This window comes from Bartonella sp. AP280QHHD, from assembly GCF_042196125.1.
In the GTDB taxonomy this organism is placed as follows: domain Bacteria; phylum Pseudomonadota; class Alphaproteobacteria; order Rhizobiales; family Rhizobiaceae; genus Bartonella.
Genome location: NZ_JBHIPQ010000038.1, coordinates 91,642 through 111,568, shown reverse-complemented (window position 1 = coordinate 111,568; position 19,927 = coordinate 91,642). Strand labels below are relative to the sequence as shown.

17 protein-coding genes are annotated in these 19,927 nt (G+C 37.5%); 10 read left to right on the top strand and 7 right to left on the bottom strand.

Annotation, left to right across the window (positions count from 1 at the left end):
* Positions 1 to 6 precede the first annotated feature (6 nt).
* Positions 7 to 804, top strand: coding sequence for a ParA family protein (locus ACFIMK_RS05440; RefSeq protein ID WP_273790170.1), 798 nt, complete (start codon positions 7 to 9; stop codon positions 802 to 804).
* Positions 805 to 845: 41 nt separating this feature from the next.
* Positions 846 to 1,742 carry a ParB/RepB/Spo0J family partition protein gene (locus ACFIMK_RS05435; RefSeq protein WP_375612765.1) on the top strand — a complete coding sequence of 299 codons (897 nt, stop codon included), beginning with the start codon at positions 846 to 848 and terminating at the stop codon, positions 1,740 to 1,742.
* Positions 1,743 to 1,765: 23 nt separating this feature from the next.
* On the opposite strand, the gene ACFIMK_RS05430 is transcribed toward ACFIMK_RS05435, so the two are convergent.
* The 7 genes from ACFIMK_RS05430 to dapF all read right to left on the bottom strand — a co-directional run bounded on the left by ACFIMK_RS05430 (position 1,766) and on the right by dapF (position 7,839).
* Positions 1,766 to 2,233, bottom strand: coding sequence for a hypothetical protein (locus ACFIMK_RS05430; protein ID WP_375611337.1), 468 nt, complete (start codon positions 2,231 to 2,233; stop codon positions 1,766 to 1,768).
* A gap of 196 nt (positions 2,234 to 2,429) precedes the next feature.
* Entirely contained in the window at positions 2,430 to 2,864 is a 435-nt protein-coding gene (locus ACFIMK_RS05425) for a hypothetical protein (protein ID WP_375682595.1), read from the bottom strand.
* Between the two features lie 65 nt (positions 2,865 to 2,929).
* Positions 2,930 to 3,691: a hydroxyacylglutathione hydrolase gene (gloB, locus tag ACFIMK_RS05420; protein WP_375628534.1), complete on the bottom strand. Its 762-nt coding sequence runs from the start codon at positions 3,689 to 3,691 to the stop codon at positions 2,930 to 2,932.
* A gap of 62 nt (positions 3,692 to 3,753) precedes the next feature.
* Positions 3,754 to 4,440, bottom strand: coding sequence for a septation protein A (locus ACFIMK_RS05415; RefSeq protein WP_375620900.1), 687 nt, complete (start codon positions 4,438 to 4,440; stop codon positions 3,754 to 3,756).
* Positions 4,437 to 5,690 (bottom strand): signal recognition particle-docking protein FtsY, encoded by a 1,254-nt coding sequence (ftsY, locus tag ACFIMK_RS05410; protein ID WP_375638139.1) that lies wholly within the window; start codon positions 5,688 to 5,690, stop codon positions 4,437 to 4,439. The genes ACFIMK_RS05415 and ftsY overlap by 4 nt, the downstream gene beginning before the upstream one ends.
* 14 nt (positions 5,691 to 5,704) lie before the next feature.
* Positions 5,705 to 6,988, bottom strand: coding sequence for a tRNA (N(6)-L-threonylcarbamoyladenosine(37)-C(2))-methylthiotransferase MtaB (mtaB, locus tag ACFIMK_RS05405; protein WP_375612759.1), 1,284 nt, complete (start codon positions 6,986 to 6,988; stop codon positions 5,705 to 5,707).
* Entirely contained in the window at positions 6,988 to 7,839 is an 852-nt protein-coding gene (gene dapF, locus ACFIMK_RS05400; RefSeq protein WP_375628539.1) for a diaminopimelate epimerase, read from the bottom strand. The genes mtaB and dapF overlap by 1 nt, the downstream gene beginning before the upstream one ends.
* Positions 7,840 to 8,064: 225 nt before the next feature.
* On the opposite strand from dapF, the gene ACFIMK_RS05395 reads away from it, so the two are divergent.
* The 8 genes from ACFIMK_RS05395 to lpdA all read left to right on the top strand — a co-directional run bounded on the left by ACFIMK_RS05395 (position 8,065) and on the right by lpdA (position 19,196).
* Positions 8,065 to 8,610: an AprI/Inh family metalloprotease inhibitor gene (locus tag ACFIMK_RS05395; RefSeq protein ID WP_375638138.1), complete on the top strand. Its 546-nt coding sequence runs from the start codon at positions 8,065 to 8,067 to the stop codon at positions 8,608 to 8,610.
* Positions 8,611 to 8,708: 98 nt separating this feature from the next.
* Positions 8,709 to 9,908: a cell division protein ZapE gene (gene zapE / locus ACFIMK_RS05390; RefSeq protein ID WP_375638137.1), complete on the top strand. Its 1,200-nt coding sequence runs from the start codon at positions 8,709 to 8,711 to the stop codon at positions 9,906 to 9,908.
* 289 nt (positions 9,909 to 10,197) lie between these two features.
* A complete protein-coding gene (mdh, locus tag ACFIMK_RS05385; RefSeq protein ID WP_375628541.1) occupies positions 10,198 to 11,160 on the top strand; it encodes a malate dehydrogenase in 963 nt (320 codons plus the stop codon).
* An 88-nt stretch (positions 11,161 to 11,248) separates the two neighbouring features.
* Complete coding sequence (gene sucC / locus ACFIMK_RS05380; RefSeq protein WP_375612755.1) at positions 11,249 to 12,445, top strand: ADP-forming succinate--CoA ligase subunit beta; 1,197 nt, start codon at positions 11,249 to 11,251, stop codon at positions 12,443 to 12,445.
* A 3-nt stretch (positions 12,446 to 12,448) separates the two neighbouring features.
* Positions 12,449 to 13,351: a succinate--CoA ligase subunit alpha gene (sucD, locus tag ACFIMK_RS05375; RefSeq protein WP_375612754.1), complete on the top strand. Its 903-nt coding sequence runs from the start codon at positions 12,449 to 12,451 to the stop codon at positions 13,349 to 13,351.
* Between the two features lie 163 nt (positions 13,352 to 13,514).
* Positions 13,515 to 16,514, top strand: coding sequence for a 2-oxoglutarate dehydrogenase E1 component (locus tag ACFIMK_RS05370; protein ID WP_375628545.1), 3,000 nt, complete (start codon positions 13,515 to 13,517; stop codon positions 16,512 to 16,514).
* A 32-nt stretch (positions 16,515 to 16,546) separates the two neighbouring features.
* On the top strand, positions 16,547 to 17,758 hold the full coding sequence (odhB, locus tag ACFIMK_RS05365; protein WP_375628547.1) for a 2-oxoglutarate dehydrogenase complex dihydrolipoyllysine-residue succinyltransferase: 1,212 nt from the start codon (positions 16,547 to 16,549) through the stop codon (positions 17,756 to 17,758).
* A 31-nt stretch (positions 17,759 to 17,789) separates the two neighbouring features.
* A complete protein-coding gene (gene lpdA / locus ACFIMK_RS05360) occupies positions 17,790 to 19,196 on the top strand; it encodes a dihydrolipoyl dehydrogenase (RefSeq protein WP_375611323.1) in 1,407 nt (468 codons plus the stop codon).
* Positions 19,197 to 19,927: the final 731 nt, after the last annotated feature.

The following is a 19,927-nucleotide window of genomic DNA, read 5'->3' as shown; positions in this document are numbered from 1 at the left end:
AGCAAAATGAGCGAAACACGAATTATCGCTATTGCAAACCAAAAGGGTGGAGTCGGAAAAACAACCACAGCAATTAATCTTGCTACAGCTTTAGCGGCTATTGGTGAAAATGTCCTTATTATGGATGTTGATCCACAAGGTAATGCTAGTACAGGTTTAGGGATTGATCGTAATAGCCGTCCTTTATCTTCTTATGATGTTTTGGTTTCGGGCGTTTCAATTACACAGGCGGCTTTAAAAACAGCCGTACCCAATCTTTATATAGTTCCCTCTACACTTGATCTCTTAGGTGTGGAAATGGAAATTTCTTCATCAAAAGATCGCATACAACGCTTACGTAAAGCTCTCTATGATGATCCGGAAATGGAAAAAAAATTCAATTATATTTTAATTGATTGTCCTCCCTCCCTTAATCTTTTAACACTTAATGCTATGGGGGCTGCGGATTCTGTTTTAGTGCCTATGCAGTGTGAATTTTTAGCACTTGAAGGTTTAAGTCAATTACTTGAAACAGTAAAACAAGTGCGATCCGTACTTAATCCATCTTTAGAGATCCAAGGTATTGTTCTAACAATGTATGATGGACGTAATAACCTTTCAAATCAAGTTGTTGAAGATGTACGTTCTTTTATGGGAGATAAAGTTTATCGTACTGTTATTCCACGAAATGTAAGAGTATCAGAAGCGCCTTCTTTTGGCAAACCTGTATTGCTTTATGATCTTAAATGTGCTGGGAGCCAAGCTTATTTGCGTCTAGCATCAGAAATGATTCAACGTGAAAAACAAGCACGTGCTGCTGCTTAAAAATGTAAAATTTTTTGTAAGAAAACTCAAAGAGCAAAATTATGAACGATGATCTATCAAAAAAAAGACTAGGACGTGGATTAGCGGCATTGATTGGAGATATCAATTTAAACAACAATATTGCACGTTCATCAAGCTTTGATAAATTAAATGAATCCGGTAGTCTTTCTGAGCGATTTATTTCTATTGAATCTATTTCATGTAATCCTCACAATCCTCGGCGTCATTTTACTGAAACAGAGCTTGATAATTTGACACAATCAATTCGTCAACACGGTGTGGTTCAACCGGTTATTGTGAGGCCTTTAAGAGATCATCCTCATCGGTTTGAATTGATTGCGGGTGAACGGCGCTGGCGTGCAGCACAACGTGCAAATTTAAGTCAATTACCCGTTATTATTCGTGATGTGGACGATAAAACGGCTTTGGAATTGGCAATTATTGAAAATGTTCAACGTGCAGATCTTAATCCTATCGAAGAAGCAAAGGGATATGAGATGCTTCTAAATGAACATGATTATACGCAAGTAGATTTAGCGCAAGTTATAGGAAAAAGTCGTAGTCATGTTGCAAATACGCTTCGTTTGTTAAAACTTCCAGAAAAAGTACAACAATTCTTAACTGATGGACAACTTTCTGCAGGTCATGCACGTTGTCTTATAACCGTTGATGATCCACAAAATTTAGCTGAGAAAATTATTCGTGAAGGGCTTTCAGTACGTCAAACAGAAATACTTGCATATGAGCAAGCTAATCCTAAAACTAAAAAGCGTACCAATACGGAGAAAGATGCTGAAACAAAATCTTTAGAAAAATTACTTGCAGATGTGATAGGAATGAAAGTTATTATTCGACATGGTAAAAAAGGTGGAGATTTAAAAATACATTACTCTTCATTAGAACAATTAGATGAAATTTGTCGGCGTTTACAAAGTTAATCAATTGTTCTAAAAAGATTTTTTTAACAGTTATCTTTTAAAATTTTTATTATTCTATACATATGCTCTTTAGCAAATTCTATATTTCTTGCAGGTAAAGAGTTTTTTTCATAAGTAGAATTTTCTTCATCAGTAAGTACATACAATGTCGCTTGAAGTGCTAGGTGAGCAACAACAAAATCTTTCGGTGTTATATTATTTTCTTTTAAAATATTTACAAGTTTTGGATTATTAAAAATATAGGAAGCGTATTTTTCAATATTATCATCATAAGTACTGAGATCACTTTTTGTATTTGTTTGTTCTGGTTCTGAAGATAAATTTCTACATTCTGCTTTGATTTTTTCCAGCTTTAAAAGAATATCTTCTGTTAAGGGATAATTTGCAATGAAAGGCGGTATAAAAGAAGGATCATCTATTTCTTGTTTTTTTTCTTGAGCGTATGATACAAAAGGAAAAATGAAGAAAAAACACAATAGAAGTTTAAACATGACGAAAAATTATCCTTTCTTTTTTGAATTTCAATAAATATTTTTCCGTCTGTTATTCTTTATTTTTAGAAAAACATTTGTAAATATAATCGAAATAAAAACAATTATTAGGAATGGTAAAAACACGGTGTTTTTTTAATGCACGTACTTTTTTATTAGATTAATGGGATAATATTTTTTAATGTCTCATAGCTGATTAGTTGCTCAAAATGAGTTTTTCACAGCTATTTAAAAGAATTGTTGCTTTGTAAAAATGTTTTTTAACAAATTCAAGATTGTTTAGAAATATAGTATTTTTCTCAGTAGAATATTCCTTTTCAGGTACAAATATGATAAGCGCTGATATTTCTTTAAGTGCTGAGGTTCCCGCAGCAAAATCTTTCGGTGTTATATTATTTTCTTTTAAAATATTCACAAGTTTTGGTTTACTAGAAATATAGGTAGTGTAGTTTTCAATACTAGAGTGGATACTAGAATCATAAGTTATAAGATTATTTTTTGTTTCTGGAAGTAAGTTTTTACATTCTTTTTCAATTTTTTCCAGCTTTAAAAGAAAATCTTCTGTTAAGGGATAATTTGCAATGAGAGGTGCTATAAGAGAAGAATTATCTGTTTCCTTTTCCTCTGCCATTGTTTGTTGAATATGTATCACGAAAAGAAAAAGCAGGAACAAACGTAATACGAACTTACGCATGGTTAAAAATTGTCCTTTCTTCTTCGAACTTCAGCAAAAACTTCTTCATCTGTTTTTTCTTCCATTACAAGGTTCTTTCGCAATACACTATCATCCCAGCGGAGAAAGGGATTGGTGGCTTTTTCTTGCCCTAAGGTTACTGGTAAAGTCATAGCGTTTTTTGCACGTAGCAAAAAAACTTCCTCTATTCTTTGGTGGAGTTTTTTATTATGTGGGTCAATTGTTAGTGCGAAAAGAGCGTTATTTTTTGTATATTCGTGTCCACAATAGAGAAGTGTTTCATCAGGAAGTTTACGAAGTTTTTTTAAAGAATTCAGCATTTGTGCTGGTTTTCCTTCGAAAAGACGTCCACAGCCCAATGAAAAAAGTGTATCTCCAGCAAAGAGTAAATTCTTTTCAGGAAAATAGTAAGATAATGCGCCTAGAGTATGACCAGGTGTTGAAAGAGCTAAAAGAAGGAGTGAGCCAAAAGAAAAACTTTCATCAGGTTGAAGTGTTTTATCAAGATGATTGATCTTTTCTTTTTCTGCTTCTGGTCCGATAACCGTAGCGTTGTAAACTTGTTTTAATTCTGATAGGGCTTCTACATGGTCGTGATGATGATGAGTTACAAAAATAGTGTTAAGTGTCCAATTGTGGCGCTTTAAGGCATTGTGAATCGCTTTGCCTTCAGGAGCATCTATTGCAGCTGTCATACCACTTTTTTCATCATGAAGGAGTACACCGAAATTGTCTTCTCGACAAATAAACTGTTCAATCAACATATTTTTTCTCCCGAACAGTGTTTGGCGATGAATCTATAAAATAATCGGTAGTGATGATTTTTTTAAGAATCAGATTTGTCCTCTTCTGTAAAAAGTCCTTTTGAATGTTTTATAATTATAGGCATTTGGGTAAGCATGAAAAGGACTGTTATAGGCATGACGCCAAATACTTTGAAACTTGTCCAGAAATTATCGCTAAAATTACGCCAAATTATTTCATTCAAAATGGCAAGAAAAATGAAAAAAAACGCCCAACGATAGGTAAGTTTTTGCCAACCTAAATCATCAAGTTTTAAGGTAGAATCAAGAGCATAACGTAAAAGTGGTTTTTTAAAAAACATCCCTCCAAAAAGTATAAAAGCAAATAAGCTATTAATGATTGTTGGTTTCATTTTTATGAAAGTTTCATTATGAAGCCAGAGAGTTAGAAAGCCAAAAACTAAAACAAATATTCCTGAAATAAGAGGCATAATAGGAATTTGTCTTGCAAGGATCCATGATAAGCTTAGGGAAATAATAATAGCCACCATAAAAATAGCTGTTGCAGGGAAAATAGGCTTACTAAAATTTTGAAAAAATCCAATGTTTTTTATCAGCCATTCTCCCTTATAATTGGCAAAAAAGAAGGCAACCAATGGACCCATTTCCAAAAGAAACTTAAGTGTTGGTGAGAGAGAAATTTTTTTATTGTTATTCATCTTTTTTTCAGAATTATTGTGTAAATTAAGATTAGATAAAGGCTGTTTCATGCGTGTTTTCCTGCAATAGTTTCGGCAAAGTCAGAAGCAGAAAAGGGTTGAAGGTCTTCAATATCTTCTCCTATACCGATAAAATAAACGGGTAATTTATATTTTGCTGCGATAGCGACAAGAATTCCTCCTCGTGCAGTCCCATCTAGCTTTGTCATAACTAAACCATTAACACCAGCAATATCACTGAAAATGTCCACTTGGTTGAGTGCATTTTGTCCGGTTGTTGCATCAAGAGTTTGAAGGATTGTGTGGGGTGCTTGGGGGGTGTGTTTTTTTAAAACACGAATAATTTTTGCCAACTCATCCATTAATTCAGATTTATTTTGTAAACGCCCTGCTGTATCAATAATTAATACATCACTGTTTGTTTTTTTTGCTTTTTCATAAGCATCAAATGCTAAGCTGGCGGCATCTGCACCCAATTTTGTCGAAATAACAGGAGAATTGGTACGTTCACCCCAAATGTGTAGTTGCTCAATAGCAGCGGCTCGGAAAGTATCACCTGCTGCCAGCATAACTTTTAATCCCCCTTCTGTTAATTTGGCTGAAAGTTTTCCAATAGTTGTCGTTTTTCCAGTGCCATTTACACCTACCAGCAAAATAACATGAGGTTTATGGCTGAGATCAAGTTCTAATGGTATTGCAACAGGTTCCAGAACTTTTTTGACCTCATCAGCTACAATAGTATGAATATCATCTGGGGAGAGGTTTTTTCCGTAACGACTGGAAGCTAAAGTATTTGTGATGCGTGTTGCCGTCTCTACACCTATGTCAGCTTGGATAAGAATATCTTCGAGCTCTTGCAGTGTATCTTCATCAAGTTTTCTTTTAACAAAGAGATCGCCAATTGATCCGCTTAGGCGTTGTGAAGAAAGGGATAGGCCTTTTTTAAGGCGCCCAAACCACGCTGTCTTTTTTTGTTCAACAGAAGGTTCAGATAAAATTTCTTCATTCTTTTTTTCACGGATGTTGTCTGTGACAATAATTTTACCAGAAAAGGGAATTTTATCAGAATGGGATTCTAGAAATGGAGATTTTTCATCATATTTTGTAAGTATTGACTCTGGATTTTTTGTTTGTTCTTCTTTTTCTGTGTTTATAGAGATTTGATTATTTTTTGTCTTTTCATTTTTGTCTTTATTTTCTTCTATTATATCGCTTTTATCAGGAATAGAAATCTGTTGTTCAATTTCTTGCTCTTGAGATTTGTTAAAAGAGAATATTTTTTTTATAAAAGATTTAGTCATAAGAATTCTCCTGCTCAAGCAGCGTTTAATTTTGGAGGGACAGCAATCAATTTATCGCCATCATGATCAACGATAAGGGCTTGAACAATTGTTCCTGCTTTTGCACCTTTAACTTGTACAAGAGTATAATCTTCTGTTCGTCCGATTTCATCTTTTTCAACGAGAATTGTTTGTAGACTGTTTTGTAAATGAGCAAGATGCTTTTGGTAAGCCATATCACCTGCTTTACGCAATTTTTCAGCACGCAGCTTAACTATTTTACGGTTGATTTGTGGCATACGTGCGGCAGGTGTTCCTTCTCTTGGACTAAAGGGGAAGACATGGAGATGGGTTAAATTACAATCTTTGATTAAGGCAAGACTATTTTGAAACATCTCTTCTGTTTCTGTAGGAAAACCAGCAATTAAGTCGGCACCATAAACCATTGTAGAACGTTTGGCACGCAATTCTTGGCAAAATTGAATGGCATGTTCGCGCAGATGACGCCGTTTCATCCGTTTTAAAATCATATTATCACCTGCTTGCAAAGATAAATGCAAATGGGGCATGATTCTTGTTTCATAAGCTAAAAGATTTATGAGTTCTTCGTCTGCTTCAATAGAGTCAATAGATGAGAGGCGTAATCGGGCTAAGTCAGGGACATGATGCAAAATAGCTGAAGTTAATTTTCCTAGAGTAGCTTTTCCAGGAAGATCGTGGCCATAACTTGTAAGGTCAACACCTGTAAGGACCACTTCTTGGATACCCCCACCTATCAGCTTTTTAATTTGTTCTATGACAGCACCCATGGGAACTGAACGAGATGGTCCTCGTCCATAAGGAATAATGCAAAATGTACAGCGGTGATCGCATCCGTTTTGTACCTGTACAAAAGCGCGGGTGCGCTCTTGCATTGCACTGACCATATGTGGAGCAATTTTTTGTACTTCCATAATGTCATTGATATGCACCTTTTCAGAATGATTAATACCAAAATCAGGAAGTTGACGATAAGAATGAGCGTGAAGTTTATCTTCGTTTCCTAAAACAAGATCTACTTCTGTCATTGAGGCAAAATTTTGTGCTTCTGTTTGGGCTGCACACCCTGTTACAATGATACGCGCATGAGGATTTTCACGTCTTGCTTTGCGGATAGCTTGTTTTGCTTGTCGTACGGCTTCGGCAGTGACAGCACAGGTATTAAAGATAATAGCACCATCTTTAAGTTGATCTAGCCCTGAAGAAGTACTTTCTTTGCGAATGATTTCCGATTCGTAGCTATTAAGTCGACAACCAAAAGTTACAATTTCTATTGCCATCAGGAGTGATCCTTTTTGTAACACCCTGTTAAAGGGCTTAAAAAACCACTAAAGTGATATTTAATTGGTCCTGTCATGATAATATGATCGTCTTCTCGGTAAAAAATATTAAGTTTTCCCTTTGGTAAATTTACATCAACATGGCGCTCTGTAAGTCCACGACGATAAGCAGCCACTGCACTTGCACAAGCAGCACTCCCACATGCTTGTGTTAATCCTGCCCCTCGCTCCCATGTACGTAAATTTAGACTTTTCTTTGACGTTATGCAAGCAATGGAAATATTGCACCGTTCGGGAAACAGGGGATCATGTTCAAGTTTTGGCCCATATTTTTCTAATGGAATATGTTGAATATCATTTTCAACAAAAAAGATAGCATGGAGATTGCCAATGGATATGAGACAAGCGTCTTTTAGGGGACCAGCGATAATTTCTACGTGATTGGTATCAACTATTTCACGTGAAACAGGCATCTCTTTTGCATTGAAATTTGGGCATCCCATATCAACAGAAATGAGATTATCGGTTTGGTATTTTCCTTCAATAATTCCAGCGGGAGTTTCTAAATGAAATTTTTCACCAAAATTGTGATCTTTAAGCCATGCGATGACACAGCGGGTACCATTGCCACAAGCTTTAGCCATTGATCCGTCGGCATTCCATATTTCTATGCGGAAGTCGGTTTTTTTCTGGGTTGGTGTGTGGATAGCCATGATTTGATCAAAATGCATTTCAGGATCTGCCGACAAAGCAAGGATTGCTTGTGGTGTAAGAGCGTATGTGCTTTCACGCATATCAACAACAATAATTTGATTTCCAAGACCGTCCATTTTGCTAAATGGCGTTTTCATGAAATTTCTCTATTTCTAATGATTACTTATAAAAAGATATATGACTGAAAATATTATAAATTTCTAGTGTTTAATAAATATAAAATTGGGCACATAAATTATTTCTTTTAAAATAAGTGATTTTAACCTGTTTTTTTTAATTTGTTAATTTATCTTTGTAACTATAACAAATATTCGCTTAATTTTTTTGTGAACTTATTTATTGTCGTGGGAGAGAGTACAGACATGGCGTTTTCAAAAGTTTCGTTTTTCGTTGCACTATCAACTGTAATGTTTTTAGGGGGATGTTCAACAACACGGTTTGATGGTAATGACGATGGTAACGCATTAGAAGTTTTTTATCCATCTCAACAAATGACAATATTAGAAGCGTCTGATCTGTCGTCTACTTCTTCGTCGATATCTGAAGATGCAAACGCTCCGATGTATGAAAAAGGAGATTCTCAGAGCGATGGACGAATGGCTAGTCTCGAATTGCCAAGTAATGCTACTGATTTATTTCCTGCAAGTGTTGCTGGGGTGTGGAATCTTTCTATAGGAGGAAAAGTTTGCCGGATTGCAACTCCACAAACAAAGTTTGGACAAGGGTACCGTGCTGGTCCTTTACACTGTCCAGGAATTGCTTCCCAAGTGAGATCGTGGGCTGTTAAAGGAAAAAGATTATATTTTTATAATAACTCTGGACGTGTTATCCTCGTTCTTTATTCTTCAAATGTTGATCGTTTTGAGGGACGTACACTTGATGATCATCCCGTTATTTTAAGTCGTTAAATCATTTTTGATCGTTTATGACAAACTAAACTAGACGGACAGATTCTTGAAAAGTATTTGTATTTTTCATTGAGATCGGTTTGAAAAAGGTTTTTTGGATGATTCTCGTTTCAACACGTTATAAGGAGCTTGTCGCTAAAGGAGAGGTTTGTTTTGATCCCGCTCAATTAGCTATAACAGAATATTTTGATCATTTATTAAAAAAAATTGCGGAACAAAATATCTCTCATCCTTTGCCTTGGATATTTTGCTCTTTCTTTAACAGAATATTTAAAAGGAAAAAACAAAATATTTCTTGTGTTGTAAAACAAGGAGATGAAACAGGTTTTTTTCAGGGACTGTATATTTATGGTGAAGTAGGACGGGGCAAAACCATGCTGATGGATTTGTTCTTTTCTTGTTTGCCTAAAGGTCATAAAAAGCGTGCCCATTTTAATGATTTTATGGCTGATGTGCATGAGCGTATTAATTTTTATCGTCAAGCATCTGGGTGTGCAAAATTTAAACAAGATAATCCTATTTTAGCTGTTGCTGAGGATCTTGCACGAGAAGCAAAAGTACTTTGTTTTGATGAGTTTAGTGTAACGGATATTGCTGATGCTATGGTATTGGGGCGGCTTATTTCTGCTCTGTTTGATAAAGGAATTTTCTTTATTGCGACTTCAAATGTGGCGCCAGATAACCTTTATTGTAACGGTTTAAATCGTGAGCTCTTTTTGCCTTTTATTCAAGTTTTGAAAGCATATGTTCGTGTTGTTAATCTTGATGCAAAAACAGATTATCGCCTTGAAAAATCAAATCTACAACAGATGTATGTATCGCCGTTGGGGGTTCAAGCAAATGAATATATGGATCAAGCATGGACACTTGTATTGCGAGGACATAAGGAGATGTCTGATGAGCTTTCTATAAAAGGGCGCTTTATTCCTATTCCGCGCTTTGGTGCAGGATGTGCTCGTTTTGATTATGGGGATTTATGTGAAAAGCCTTTGGCCGCGGCTGAATATTTGTTATTAGGGGAGCGTTATCATACGATTTTTATTGATAATGTACCGGTCATGGATGATACATGTCGCAATGAAACAAAACGGTTTATTTTGCTTATTGATATTCTTTATGAGCGCCACATACGGTTGTTTATGTCGGCTGCGGCAGGGATAGGGGCTTTGTATAAAGGGCATGCGCAGATTACGGAAACATTTGAATTTCAAAGAACACAATCACGTCTTTTCGAAATGCAAAGCTACGATTATTTAAAACTTTGGGAAGAACATTTTCTTTTGAAGAAGAAGCATTGATTATACTTTTACCTTTACGTAAACTGTCAAAACAATAACTTTTTGAAATTAAAGAAATATAATAATTCTGTTGTATTTTTTTAAAATTCACTTTATCGATACATCGTGATAATTTTCTAATAGTTGTTTCAGCGGAGGGTTGTTGTTTCTGTAAGGAGATAAATTTGTAAATTTCATTTCTTTACTCCTTTTTATGATATTGTTTGAATATGGTTGAAGTCAAAAATATTCAGTATACGGACGTTGATTGGGTGTGCGCTGAATTATCTAAAAGTTAGGAAAAAATAAAATGGCACGGAAAAAAATAGCTCTCATTGGTTCAGGTATGATTGGTGGTACTTTAGCACATATTATTGGGCTTAAAGAGCTTGCTGATGTGGTCTTATTTGATATTACAGAAGGTGTGCCACAAGGTAAGGCTCTAGATATAGCCGAATCTTCTCCCGTTGATGGTTTTGATATCAGTCTAAAAGGTGCTAATGCTTATGAAGCAATTGAAGGTGCTGATGTTGTTATTGTAACAGCAGGCGTTGCGCGAAAACCTGGTATGAGTCGTGATGAACTTTTGGGCATTAATTTAAAGGTTATGGAACAAGTTGGAGCTGGAATTAAAAAATACGCTTCTTCAGCGTTTGTTATTTGTATTACCAATCCCCTTGATGCGATGGTGTGGGCATTGCAGAAATTTTCAGGTCTCCCTACACATAAAGTGGTTGGTATGGCTGGTGTTCTTGATTCAGCGCGTTTTCGTCATTTCTTATCTGAGGAATTTAAGGTCTCTATTAAAGATGTGACAGCGTTTGTTTTAGGGGGCCACGGTGATACAATGGTTCCTCTCGTGCGTTATTCAACGGTTGGTGGTATTTCTTTGCCTGATCTTATAAAGATGGGCTGGACAACACAGGGAAGAATTGATCAAATTATCCAGCGTACCCGTGATGGCGGTGCAGAAATTGTTGGTTTGTTAAAAACAGGTTCTGCTTATTATGCACCAGCAGCTTCTGCTGTTTCTATGGCTGAGGCCTACCTAAAGGATACTAAGCGTGTTGTGCCTGTTGCAGCTTATCTTTCAGGAGAATATGGGGTTAATGATACCTATGTTGGGGTACCTGTTGTACTTGGTGCAGGTGGTGTTGAACGAGTCATTGAAATTGATCTTGATAAAGAAGAAAGAGGTGCTTTTGATCATTCAGTAAATGCGGTTAAAAAGCTTTGTGAAGCTTGTATTGCTCTTGTACCTAGTCTCAAGTAAATTGAACAAGATTTAATTCATTAAAATAAGTATTTAGAATGTTAAAACTTTAGGATTAATAAGATCCATAAAAGAAAAGGACAAATGCATGAATATCCATGAGTATCAGGCCAAACGTCTGCTTCATGAATATGGAGCACCAATTGCAAATGGTGTCGCTGTTTATTCTGTAGAGCAAGCTGAAAAATGGGCGGAAAAATTGCCCGGACCTCTCTATGTGGTTAAAAGTCAGATACACGCTGGTGGTCGTGGTAAGGGTAAGTTTAAAGAACTTGGTCCTGATGCAAAGGGTGGTGTTCGGCTTGCACAATCTGTTGAAGAAGTTGTTGCAAATGTTCAAGAAATGCTTGGAAAAACTTTGGTAACCAAACAAACTGGTCCAGAGGGTAAGCAGGTCAACCGCCTTTATATTGAAGATGGTGCCGATATTGAACGGGAGCTTTATCTTTCACTTTTGGTTGATCGTAGCGTTGGTCGAATTGCTTTTGTTGTTTCAACAGAAGGTGGAATGGATATTGAAACGGTTGCTGAAGAGACACCAGAAAAAATATTCACGCTTCCCATTGATGCTGTAGAGGGTGTTACTTCTGCTGATTGTGCAAGACTTTGTGATGCGTTGAAACTACAAAGTAGTGCGCGAGAAGATGGTGAAAAGCTTTTTCCGATTCTCTATAAGGCATTTTGTGAAAAAGATATGAGCCTTTTAGAAATCAATCCGCTTATTGTGATGAAAGATGGTCACTTGCGTGTTCTTGATGCGAAAGTTTCTTTTGATAATAATGCTCTGTTTCGTCATCCAGATATTTTAGAATTGCGCGATCTTTCAGAAGAAGATCCAAAGGAAATAGAAGCATCAAAGCATGATCTTGCTTATGTTGCTCTTGAGGGTACGATTGGTTGCATGGTTAATGGTGCTGGGCTTGCTATGGCAACAATGGATATCATTAAGCTTTATGGAGCAGAGCCAGCGAATTTTTTGGATGTTGGTGGTGGAGCATCAAAAGAAAAGGTGACAGCTGCTTTTAAAATTATTACGGCCGATCCAAATGTTAAGGGCATTTTGGTTAACATTTTTGGTGGTATTATGCGTTGTGATGTCATTGCTGAAGGTGTGGTTGCTGCTGTTCGTGAGGTTGGTTTAAAGGTTCCCTTGGTTGTTCGTCTTGAAGGTACTAATGTTGAGCAAGGTAAAGCAATTATCAATGAGAGTGGTTTGAATGTTATTCCTGCTGATGATTTAGATGATGCTGCCCAAAAAATTGTTGCAGCCGTGAAGGGAGCTTAAGCTATGTCAATTCTTGTGAATAAAGAGACAAAAGTTCTAGTTCAAGGGCTTACAGGAAAAACAGGAACGTTTCATACAGAACAGGCGCTTGCTTATCATGGTACGCAAATGGTTGGTGGCGTTAATCCTAAAAAGGGTGGAGAAACATGGGAAGGTTCAAAAGGCGAAACTCTTCCTATTTTCGCTAATGTTGCAGAAGCAAAAGAAAAAACAGGTGCAGATGCTTCCGTTATTTATGTTCCTCCTGCAGGGGCTGCGGCAGCTATTATAGAGGCTATAGAAGCTGAAGTTCGTTTAATTATCTGTATTACGGAAGGTATTCCCGTTATGGATATGGTTAAAGTGAAGGCGCGATTAGAAAACTCAAAGTCTCGTCTTATTGGTCCTAATTGTCCCGGTATTCTTACACCAAATGAATGTAAAATTGGTATTATGCCTGGTTCTATTTTTAGAAAAGGTTCTGTTGGGGTTGTCTCGAGGTCGGGAACTTTAACTTATGAAGCCGTTTTTCAAACGAGTCAGGAAGGTCTCGGACAAACAACTGCTATAGGGATTGGTGGCGATCCTGTTAAGGGCACTGAATTTATTGATGTGTTGGAAATGTTTTTAGCGGATGATGAAACCGAGTCTATTGTTATGATTGGTGAGATTGGTGGTTCTGCTGAAGAAGAAGCAGCACAGTTTTTGCAAGATGAAGCAAGAAAAGGTCGTAAAAAGCCAGTTGTTGGCTTTATTGCTGGCCGTACGGCTCCTCCAGGACGTACAATGGGACATGCTGGTGCTGTTATTTCTGGTGGTAAAGGTGGAGCAGAAGATAAAATTGCGGCAATGGAATCAGCAGGGATTCGTGTATCTTCTTCGCCATCACAGATAGGTAAGACTTTGATGTCAGTTTTGAAAGGCTAAAAGAAAGTTTCACCTGAATAAGAAAAGGTTCTTAGATTCAGGTGAAAAAGCTTGAGTATAAAAAGGTAAAACTTTTTTGAATGTTCGAATCACTGCTTGTTTGTAAGCATTTAAAGATCAAAAAGAGATATAAGGAGACGGAATAAATGTTCCGGAGAAGTATATGGCAAGGCAGGACGAAATAAATAGCCTTTTTGCACAGACATCATTTCTTTATGGTGGGAATGCGGATTATATAGATCAACTTTATGCTCAATATGAAAAAGATCCTACCAGTGTTGATTCACAGTGGCGTGCTTTTTTTGAAGGACTTCATGATAATAAAGAAGATGTTCTTAAAAATGCTGAAGGAGCAACATGGCAGCGTGATCATTGGCCATTAAAAGCAGAGGGTGAATTGATTTCTGCTCTTGATGGTGATTGGTCTTCTCTTGAAAAATATTTTGGCGATAAATTAAAGGAAAAAGCAATAACAGGTGCTGCACAAAAGGGAAAAACTTCCAGTGAACAAGATATTATTCGTGCAACACGTGATTCCGTTCATGCAATTATGATGATTCGTGCGTTTCGAGAACGGGGACATCTTCATGCGCAACTTGACCCTCTTCAATTGGCCGAAAAACAAGAAGATTATAAGGAACTTTCTCCAGAAGCTTATGGTTTTACTCCAGCTGATTACGAGCGTCCCATTTTTATTGATAATGTTTTAGGGTTGGAATATGCAACTATTCCGCAAATGCTTGAGATTCTCAATCGTACCTATTGTTCAACAATCGGTGTGGAATATATGCATGTTTCTGATCCGGTTCAGAAAGTATGGCTTCAAGAACGCATTGAAGGGCGAGATAAAAAAAATTCTTTCACACAACAAGACAAGAAAGCTATTCTGAATAAGCTTATTCAGGCAGAGGGATTCGAACAGTTTTTAGACACTAAATATAAAGGTACAAAGCGTTTTGGACTCGATGGTGGTGAGGCGCTGATTCCCGCTCTTGAACAGATTATCAAATGTGGTAGTGCTTTGGGGGTTAGGGAAGTTATTTTAGGAATGGCACATCGTGGTCGTTTAAATGTTCTTTCACAAGTTCTTGCCAAACCGCATAGGGCTATTTTTCATGAATTCAAAGGGGGATCTTACAAGCCTGATGATGTGGAGGGATCCGGTGATGTCAAATATCATTTGGGAACTACCGCTGATCTGGACTTTGATGGTAAAAAAGTTCATTTATCGCTGTTAGCCAATCCATCTCATCTTGAGATTGTTGATCCGGTTGTCATGGGAAAAGCACGTGCTAAACAAGATCAACTTATGGGACCTGCGCATACTGATTTACTCCCATTAAGTGAGCGTTCAAAAGTGATGCCATTGCTTATTCATGGTGATGCCGCTTTTGCAGGACAAGGCGTTATCCAAGAAACTTTTGGTCTTTCAGGTCTTAAAGGTTATCGTGTTGCAGGCTCACTTCATGTTATTATCAATAACCAGATTGGTTTTACAACATCTCCACGTTTTTCACGTTCTTCGCCTTATCCATCAGATGTCGCAAAAATGATTGATGCACCAATTTTCCATGTGAATGGTGATGATCCTGAGGCGGTTGTTTTTGTTGCCAAAATAGCAACAGAGTTTCGCCAAATTTTCCATAAACCAGTGGTTATTGATATGTTTTGTTATCGCCGTTATGGGCATAATGAAGGTGATGAACCTTCCTTTACGCAGCCGCTTATGTATAAAGCAATTCGTAATCATAAAACAACACTTCAACTTTATAGTGACCAATTGGTAGCAGAAGGAATGATTTCTTCAGAAGAGATTGAGCAACAAAAAAAATTATGGCGCGATAAGCTTGAAGGTGAACTTGAAGCGAGTGCTTCTTATAAGCCTAATAAGGCTGATTGGCTTGATGGAAGCTGGACGGGACTCAAAGCTTTTAGTAGTTCTGATGAGCAGCATTCTAGAGCAACCGGTGTTGAAGTAAAAACTTTAAAGGAAATTGGTCAGAAAATTGTTGAAATTCCGGCGAATTTTCACGTTCACAAAACCATTCAACGTTTTTTAAATAATCGTGCTAAAATTTTTGAAACCGGTGAGGGTGTTGACTGGGCAACCGCTGAAGCTTTAGCTTTTGGTTCACTTTGTTTGGAAGGTGCACCGGTTCGTCTTTCCGGTGAAGATGTTGAACGGGGAACTTTTTCACAACGTCATTCAGTTCTTTATGACCAAGAAAATGAGGCGCGTTATATTCCTTTGAATCATTTACAAAAGGGGCAAGCGCTTTATGACGTTGTTAATTCTATGCTTTCTGAAGAAGCTGTTCTTGGTTTTGAATATGGATATTCTCTTGCTGAACCACGAGGATTAACACTTTGGGAAGCACAATTTGGTGATTTCTCTAATGGTGCACAGGTCATTTTTGATCAATTTATTTCATCCGCAGAGCGTAAGTGGCTTCGTATGTCTGGTCTTGTGTGTTTATTGCCTCATGGTTTTGAAGGGCAAGGGCCGGAGCATTCTTCTGCACGTTTAGAACGGTTTCTTCAACTTTGTGCGGAAGATAATATGCAGGTTGCTAATTGTACAACCCCTGCAAATTATTTTCATATTTTGCGTCGACAAATTAAGCGTGATTTCCGGAAGCCATTGATTTTGATGACACCGAAATCACTTTTACGTCATAAGAGAGCTGTTTCTTTTCTCAATGAAATGGGGCCAGAAACAAGTTTTTGTCGTGTGTTGCTTGATGATGCAGAATGTCTCAGAGATTCTGTCATTAAGTTGCAAAAAGATAATAAGATTCGCCGTGTCGTTCTTTGTACTGGTAAGGTTTATTACGACCTTTATGAAGAACGTGAAAAAAGGGGTATTGATGATGTTTACCTCCTTCGTGTTGAACAGCTTTATCCTTTCCCTGCAAAAGTTTTGGTGAATGTATTATCGCGCTTTTTGCAGGCGGAAGTTTTTTGGTGCCAAGAGGAACCAAAAAACATGGGGGCTTGGTCATTTATTGAGCCTTATTTGGAATGGGTTTTGACGCATATTAATGCGCAATATTCACGTGCTCGTTATGCAGGACGTCCTGCGAGTGCGTCACCGGCCTCTGGGTTAATGGTGAAACACCTTGAACAACTGGCTGCGTTTCTTAAAGACGCGTTAGGTTCTTAATTTATTACTACTCTGATGTATGGAAAAATATTATGACTACTGAAATTCGTGTTCCTACTTTGGGCGAATCGGTTACCGAAGCAACGGTTGGCAAATGGTTTAAAAAACTTGGCGAAGCTGTCGCTATGGATGAGCCTTTGGTTGAATTAGAAACTGATAAGGTAACCGTTGAAGTTCCTTCTCCTGTTGCTGGGAAATTATCTGAAATCATTGCAAAAGAAGGCGATACGGTTGAAGTAAATGCTCTTTTAGGAGTGGTGAAAGCTGGAGAAGCTGGTATCTCCCAATCACTTTCACCTTCTGCTACACTTGTTCCAGCGGCTTCATCTGAATCGAAGAAGCCTGCTTTGAGCAGTGCAATGCCTCCTTCTCCTTCAGCAGCAAAATTGATGGCTGAAAATAATGTTGCAAAAAGCGATATTTCAGGTTCTGGAAAACGTGGACAAATTCTTAAAGAAGATGTTCTTGGTGGATTAAAACAAAGTACAAATGCTCCTACACCCTCTTCTTCTGCGACGAGTTCTTCGGCACCTCCTGTCCAAGAAACACGTGAAGAGCGGGTTCGTATGACGAAATTGCGTCAAACAATTGCTCGCCGTCTTAAAGATGCACAAAATGTAGCAGCAATGTTAACCACATTTAATGAGGTTGATATGTCAGCGGTGATGGATTTGCGCAAGCGTTATAAGGATCTTTTTGAAAAGAAACATGGTGTTAAGCTTGGTTTTATGGGTTTTTTTACCAAGGCTGTTTGTCATGCATTAAAAGAACTTCCTGCTGTTAATGCAGAGATTGATGGGACAGATATTGTTTACAAAAACTATGTCAATGTTGGAATTGCTGTTGGAACGGATAAAGGGCTTGTTGTTCCAGTGGTGCGAGATGCAGATCAAATGTCATTGGCAGAGATTGAAAAAGAGATTGGTCGTTTGGGGCGTCTTGCGCGTGATGGAAAATTAGCCGTTTCTGATATGCAGGGCGGAACTTTTACCATTACCAATGGTGGTGTGTATGGATCGTTGATGTCAACACCGATTTTGAATGCACCACAATCTGGTATTTTGGGAATGCATGCGATTAAAGAGCGAGCAATGGTTGTTGAGGGTCAAGTTGTGATCCGCCCCATGATGTATTTAGCGCTTTCTTATGATCACCGTATTGTGGATGGGCAAGAAGCTGTGACTTTCCTTGTGCGTGTTAAGGAAAGCTTAGAAGATCCGGAACGCCTTGTTCTTGATTTGTAAAATACAGTTTTCAGGATGAAAGGAGAAACGGATGTCTTATGATGTGGCTGTGATCGGAGCGGGTCCAGGTGGTTATGTAGCAGCAATAAAAGCGGCGCAACTGGGACTTAAAGTAGCAATTATTGAAAAGCGTACAACATTAGGAGGAACATGTCTCAACGTTGGTTGTATTCCTTCTAAAGCGTTGCTGCATGCTTCAGAAGTGTTTTCTGAAACCCAGCATGGTTTTGAAACGCTTGGTATTTCTATTGGTAAATCTAAGCTTAATCTTGAACAAATGATGGTTCATAAGAAAGCTGTGGTGACAGCCAATACGAGTGGTGTTTCTTTTTTGATGAAAAAAAATAAAGTTGATACTTTTTTTGGGACAGCCAAAATTTTGAGTGCGGGTCATGTGGAAGTTGTTGCCAGAGATGGTAATAAACAAACAATTGAGACAAAAAATATTATTATTGCTACCGGTTCAGAGAGTTCAGGCATTCCAGGGGTGAATGTTGAAATTGATGAAAAGACTATTGTTTCTTCTACGGGAGCTCTTTCACTTGAAAAAGTACCAACGCATATGATTGTAGTAGGTGCTGGTGTCATTGGTTCAGAACTTGGATCAGTTTGGAGCCGTTTAGGTGCTAAGGTGACCATTATTGAGTATCTTAATAAAGTTTTGGGCTCAATGGATGGTGAAGTTTCACGGCAATTTCAGAAATTAATGGAAAAACAGGGGATTGAATATAAAACGGGTGCAAAGGTAACAGCTGTTACACAATCTGGCTCAACTGCTCAGGTGAGCTTTGAATCTGTCAAAGGTGGTGAATCTGAAACTTTAGAGGCTGATGTTGTGCTTATTGCTACTGGACGTTCTCCTTATACAGAGGGGCTTGGATTACAAGAGGCTGGTGTTCAGTTAGATGAACGCGGATTTATTGCAATTGATGCTCATTGGCAGACGAATGTTCCAGGAATTTATGCGATTGGTGATGTCGTAAAAGGACCAATGCTAGCACATAAAGCAGAGGAAGAAGGCGTTGCTGTGGCAGAAATTTTGGCAGGTCAAAAAGGGCATGTTAATTTTGATGTTATTCCTAGTGTTGTTTATACACAGCCGGAAATTGCGAGTGTAGGAAGGACAGAAGAAGAGCTAAAAACTGCTGGTATTGAATATAATGTTGGCAAATTTCCTTTTATGGCCAATGGTCGTGCACGTGCAATGCAAAAGAGTGATGGGTTCGTTAAAATCCTTTCTGATAAAAAAACAGATCGGGTATTAGGGGGGCATATTCTTGGATTTGGTGCTGGTGAAATGATCCATGAAATTGCAGTTTTAATGGAATTTGGAGGTTCATCAGAAGATCTGGGACGTTGTTGCCATGCACATCCTACCTTATCAGAAGCCGTGCGTGAGGCAGCTTTGGCAACATTTGCTAAACCACTTCATATTTAAAAAGCTTTTAAAAAGTAAATTTTAAAAGGCACATGAGGCAGAAAATATTTGTGAAGCATGCAACAACATTTTAAAACTTTAAAAAAGAATATAACCAATTGTATTGAAATGTTCCATTTGTTGTATGCTTTTCGATAATTACTGTTTTAGATATCTGTTGTGCAGTTTTGATTGATTATTCTGTTGTGCACTATCGTTTAGAGCGGTGGTGTTTAGTCTATGTAAAGTTTTATATATGGGGTAGTTTTTATACTGTTATAAAATATTTAAGATAGGATTCTGAGCCTATCTGGGTGCTTTGTGTTAAGAAGACATCTCTCAAAATGCTCAAATCTACTTCGCGAGGGTGTTCGTGAATGGTATAGCTGTAAAAGTTCCTCTTGAAATATATGAAATTCATTCAAACTGTTATAAGACCTATTGTGCACCATCATCTTTATGTTTAGTAAAAGTACACGCTGGCATTATAATACACTTTTTCAGTTCTTAATATTGCTAAAGCTCTTTATTATTTGAGAATTTTCATTCTGTTCTTTTATCATTTTACCTCACACGCTCGTTTTGTTTGTGATGTGCAGACAAAAGATTTTAATTACTTCAATGTGAGAGAGTTTGTGATTAAGAGAATTTTACAGTATTCAGCGTTATGAATCAAGTTGAAAATGATGATTTATTGTTATAAATCAAATCGTTATATATGAAGAGGGAAGTCAAAAGGAATTCACTCAAAG

What these genes read in the sequence shown, in the direction of transcription:
- ACFIMK_RS05440 (WP_273790170.1), top strand. Translation starts at nt 7, where the DNA reads ATGAGCGAAACACGAATTATCGCTATTGCAAACCAAAAGGGTGGAGTC.
- ACFIMK_RS05435 (WP_375612765.1), top strand. Translation starts at nt 846, where the DNA reads ATGAACGATGATCTATCAAAAAAAAGACTAGGACGTGGATTAGCGGCA.
- ACFIMK_RS05430 (WP_375611337.1), bottom strand. Translation starts at nt 2,233, where the DNA reads ATGTTTAAACTTCTATTGTGTTTTTTCTTCATTTTTCCTTTTGTATCA.
- ACFIMK_RS05425 (WP_375682595.1), bottom strand. Translation starts at nt 2,864, where the DNA reads ATGGCAGAGGAAAAGGAAACAGATAATTCTTCTCTTATAGCACCTCTC.
- gloB (WP_375628534.1), bottom strand. Translation starts at nt 3,691, where the DNA reads ATGTTGATTGAACAGTTTATTTGTCGAGAAGACAATTTCGGTGTACTC.
- ACFIMK_RS05415 (WP_375620900.1), bottom strand. Translation starts at nt 4,440, where the DNA reads ATGAAACAGCCTTTATCTAATCTTAATTTACACAATAATTCTGAAAAA.
- ftsY (WP_375638139.1), bottom strand. Translation starts at nt 5,690, where the DNA reads ATGACTAAATCTTTTATAAAAAAAATATTCTCTTTTAACAAATCTCAA.
- mtaB (WP_375612759.1), bottom strand. Translation starts at nt 6,988, where the DNA reads ATGGCAATAGAAATTGTAACTTTTGGTTGTCGACTTAATAGCTACGAA.
- dapF (WP_375628539.1), bottom strand. Translation starts at nt 7,839, where the DNA reads ATGAAAACGCCATTTAGCAAAATGGACGGTCTTGGAAATCAAATTATT.
- ACFIMK_RS05395 (WP_375638138.1), top strand. Translation starts at nt 8,065, where the DNA reads ATGGCGTTTTCAAAAGTTTCGTTTTTCGTTGCACTATCAACTGTAATG.
- zapE (WP_375638137.1), top strand. Translation starts at nt 8,709, where the DNA reads ATGATTCTCGTTTCAACACGTTATAAGGAGCTTGTCGCTAAAGGAGAG.
- mdh (WP_375628541.1), top strand. Translation starts at nt 10,198, where the DNA reads ATGGCACGGAAAAAAATAGCTCTCATTGGTTCAGGTATGATTGGTGGT.
- sucC (WP_375612755.1), top strand. Translation starts at nt 11,249, where the DNA reads ATGAATATCCATGAGTATCAGGCCAAACGTCTGCTTCATGAATATGGA.
- sucD (WP_375612754.1), top strand. Translation starts at nt 12,449, where the DNA reads ATGTCAATTCTTGTGAATAAAGAGACAAAAGTTCTAGTTCAAGGGCTT.
- ACFIMK_RS05370 (WP_375628545.1), top strand. Translation starts at nt 13,515, where the DNA reads ATGGCAAGGCAGGACGAAATAAATAGCCTTTTTGCACAGACATCATTT.
- odhB (WP_375628547.1), top strand. Translation starts at nt 16,547, where the DNA reads ATGACTACTGAAATTCGTGTTCCTACTTTGGGCGAATCGGTTACCGAA.
- lpdA (WP_375611323.1), top strand. Translation starts at nt 17,790, where the DNA reads ATGTCTTATGATGTGGCTGTGATCGGAGCGGGTCCAGGTGGTTATGTA.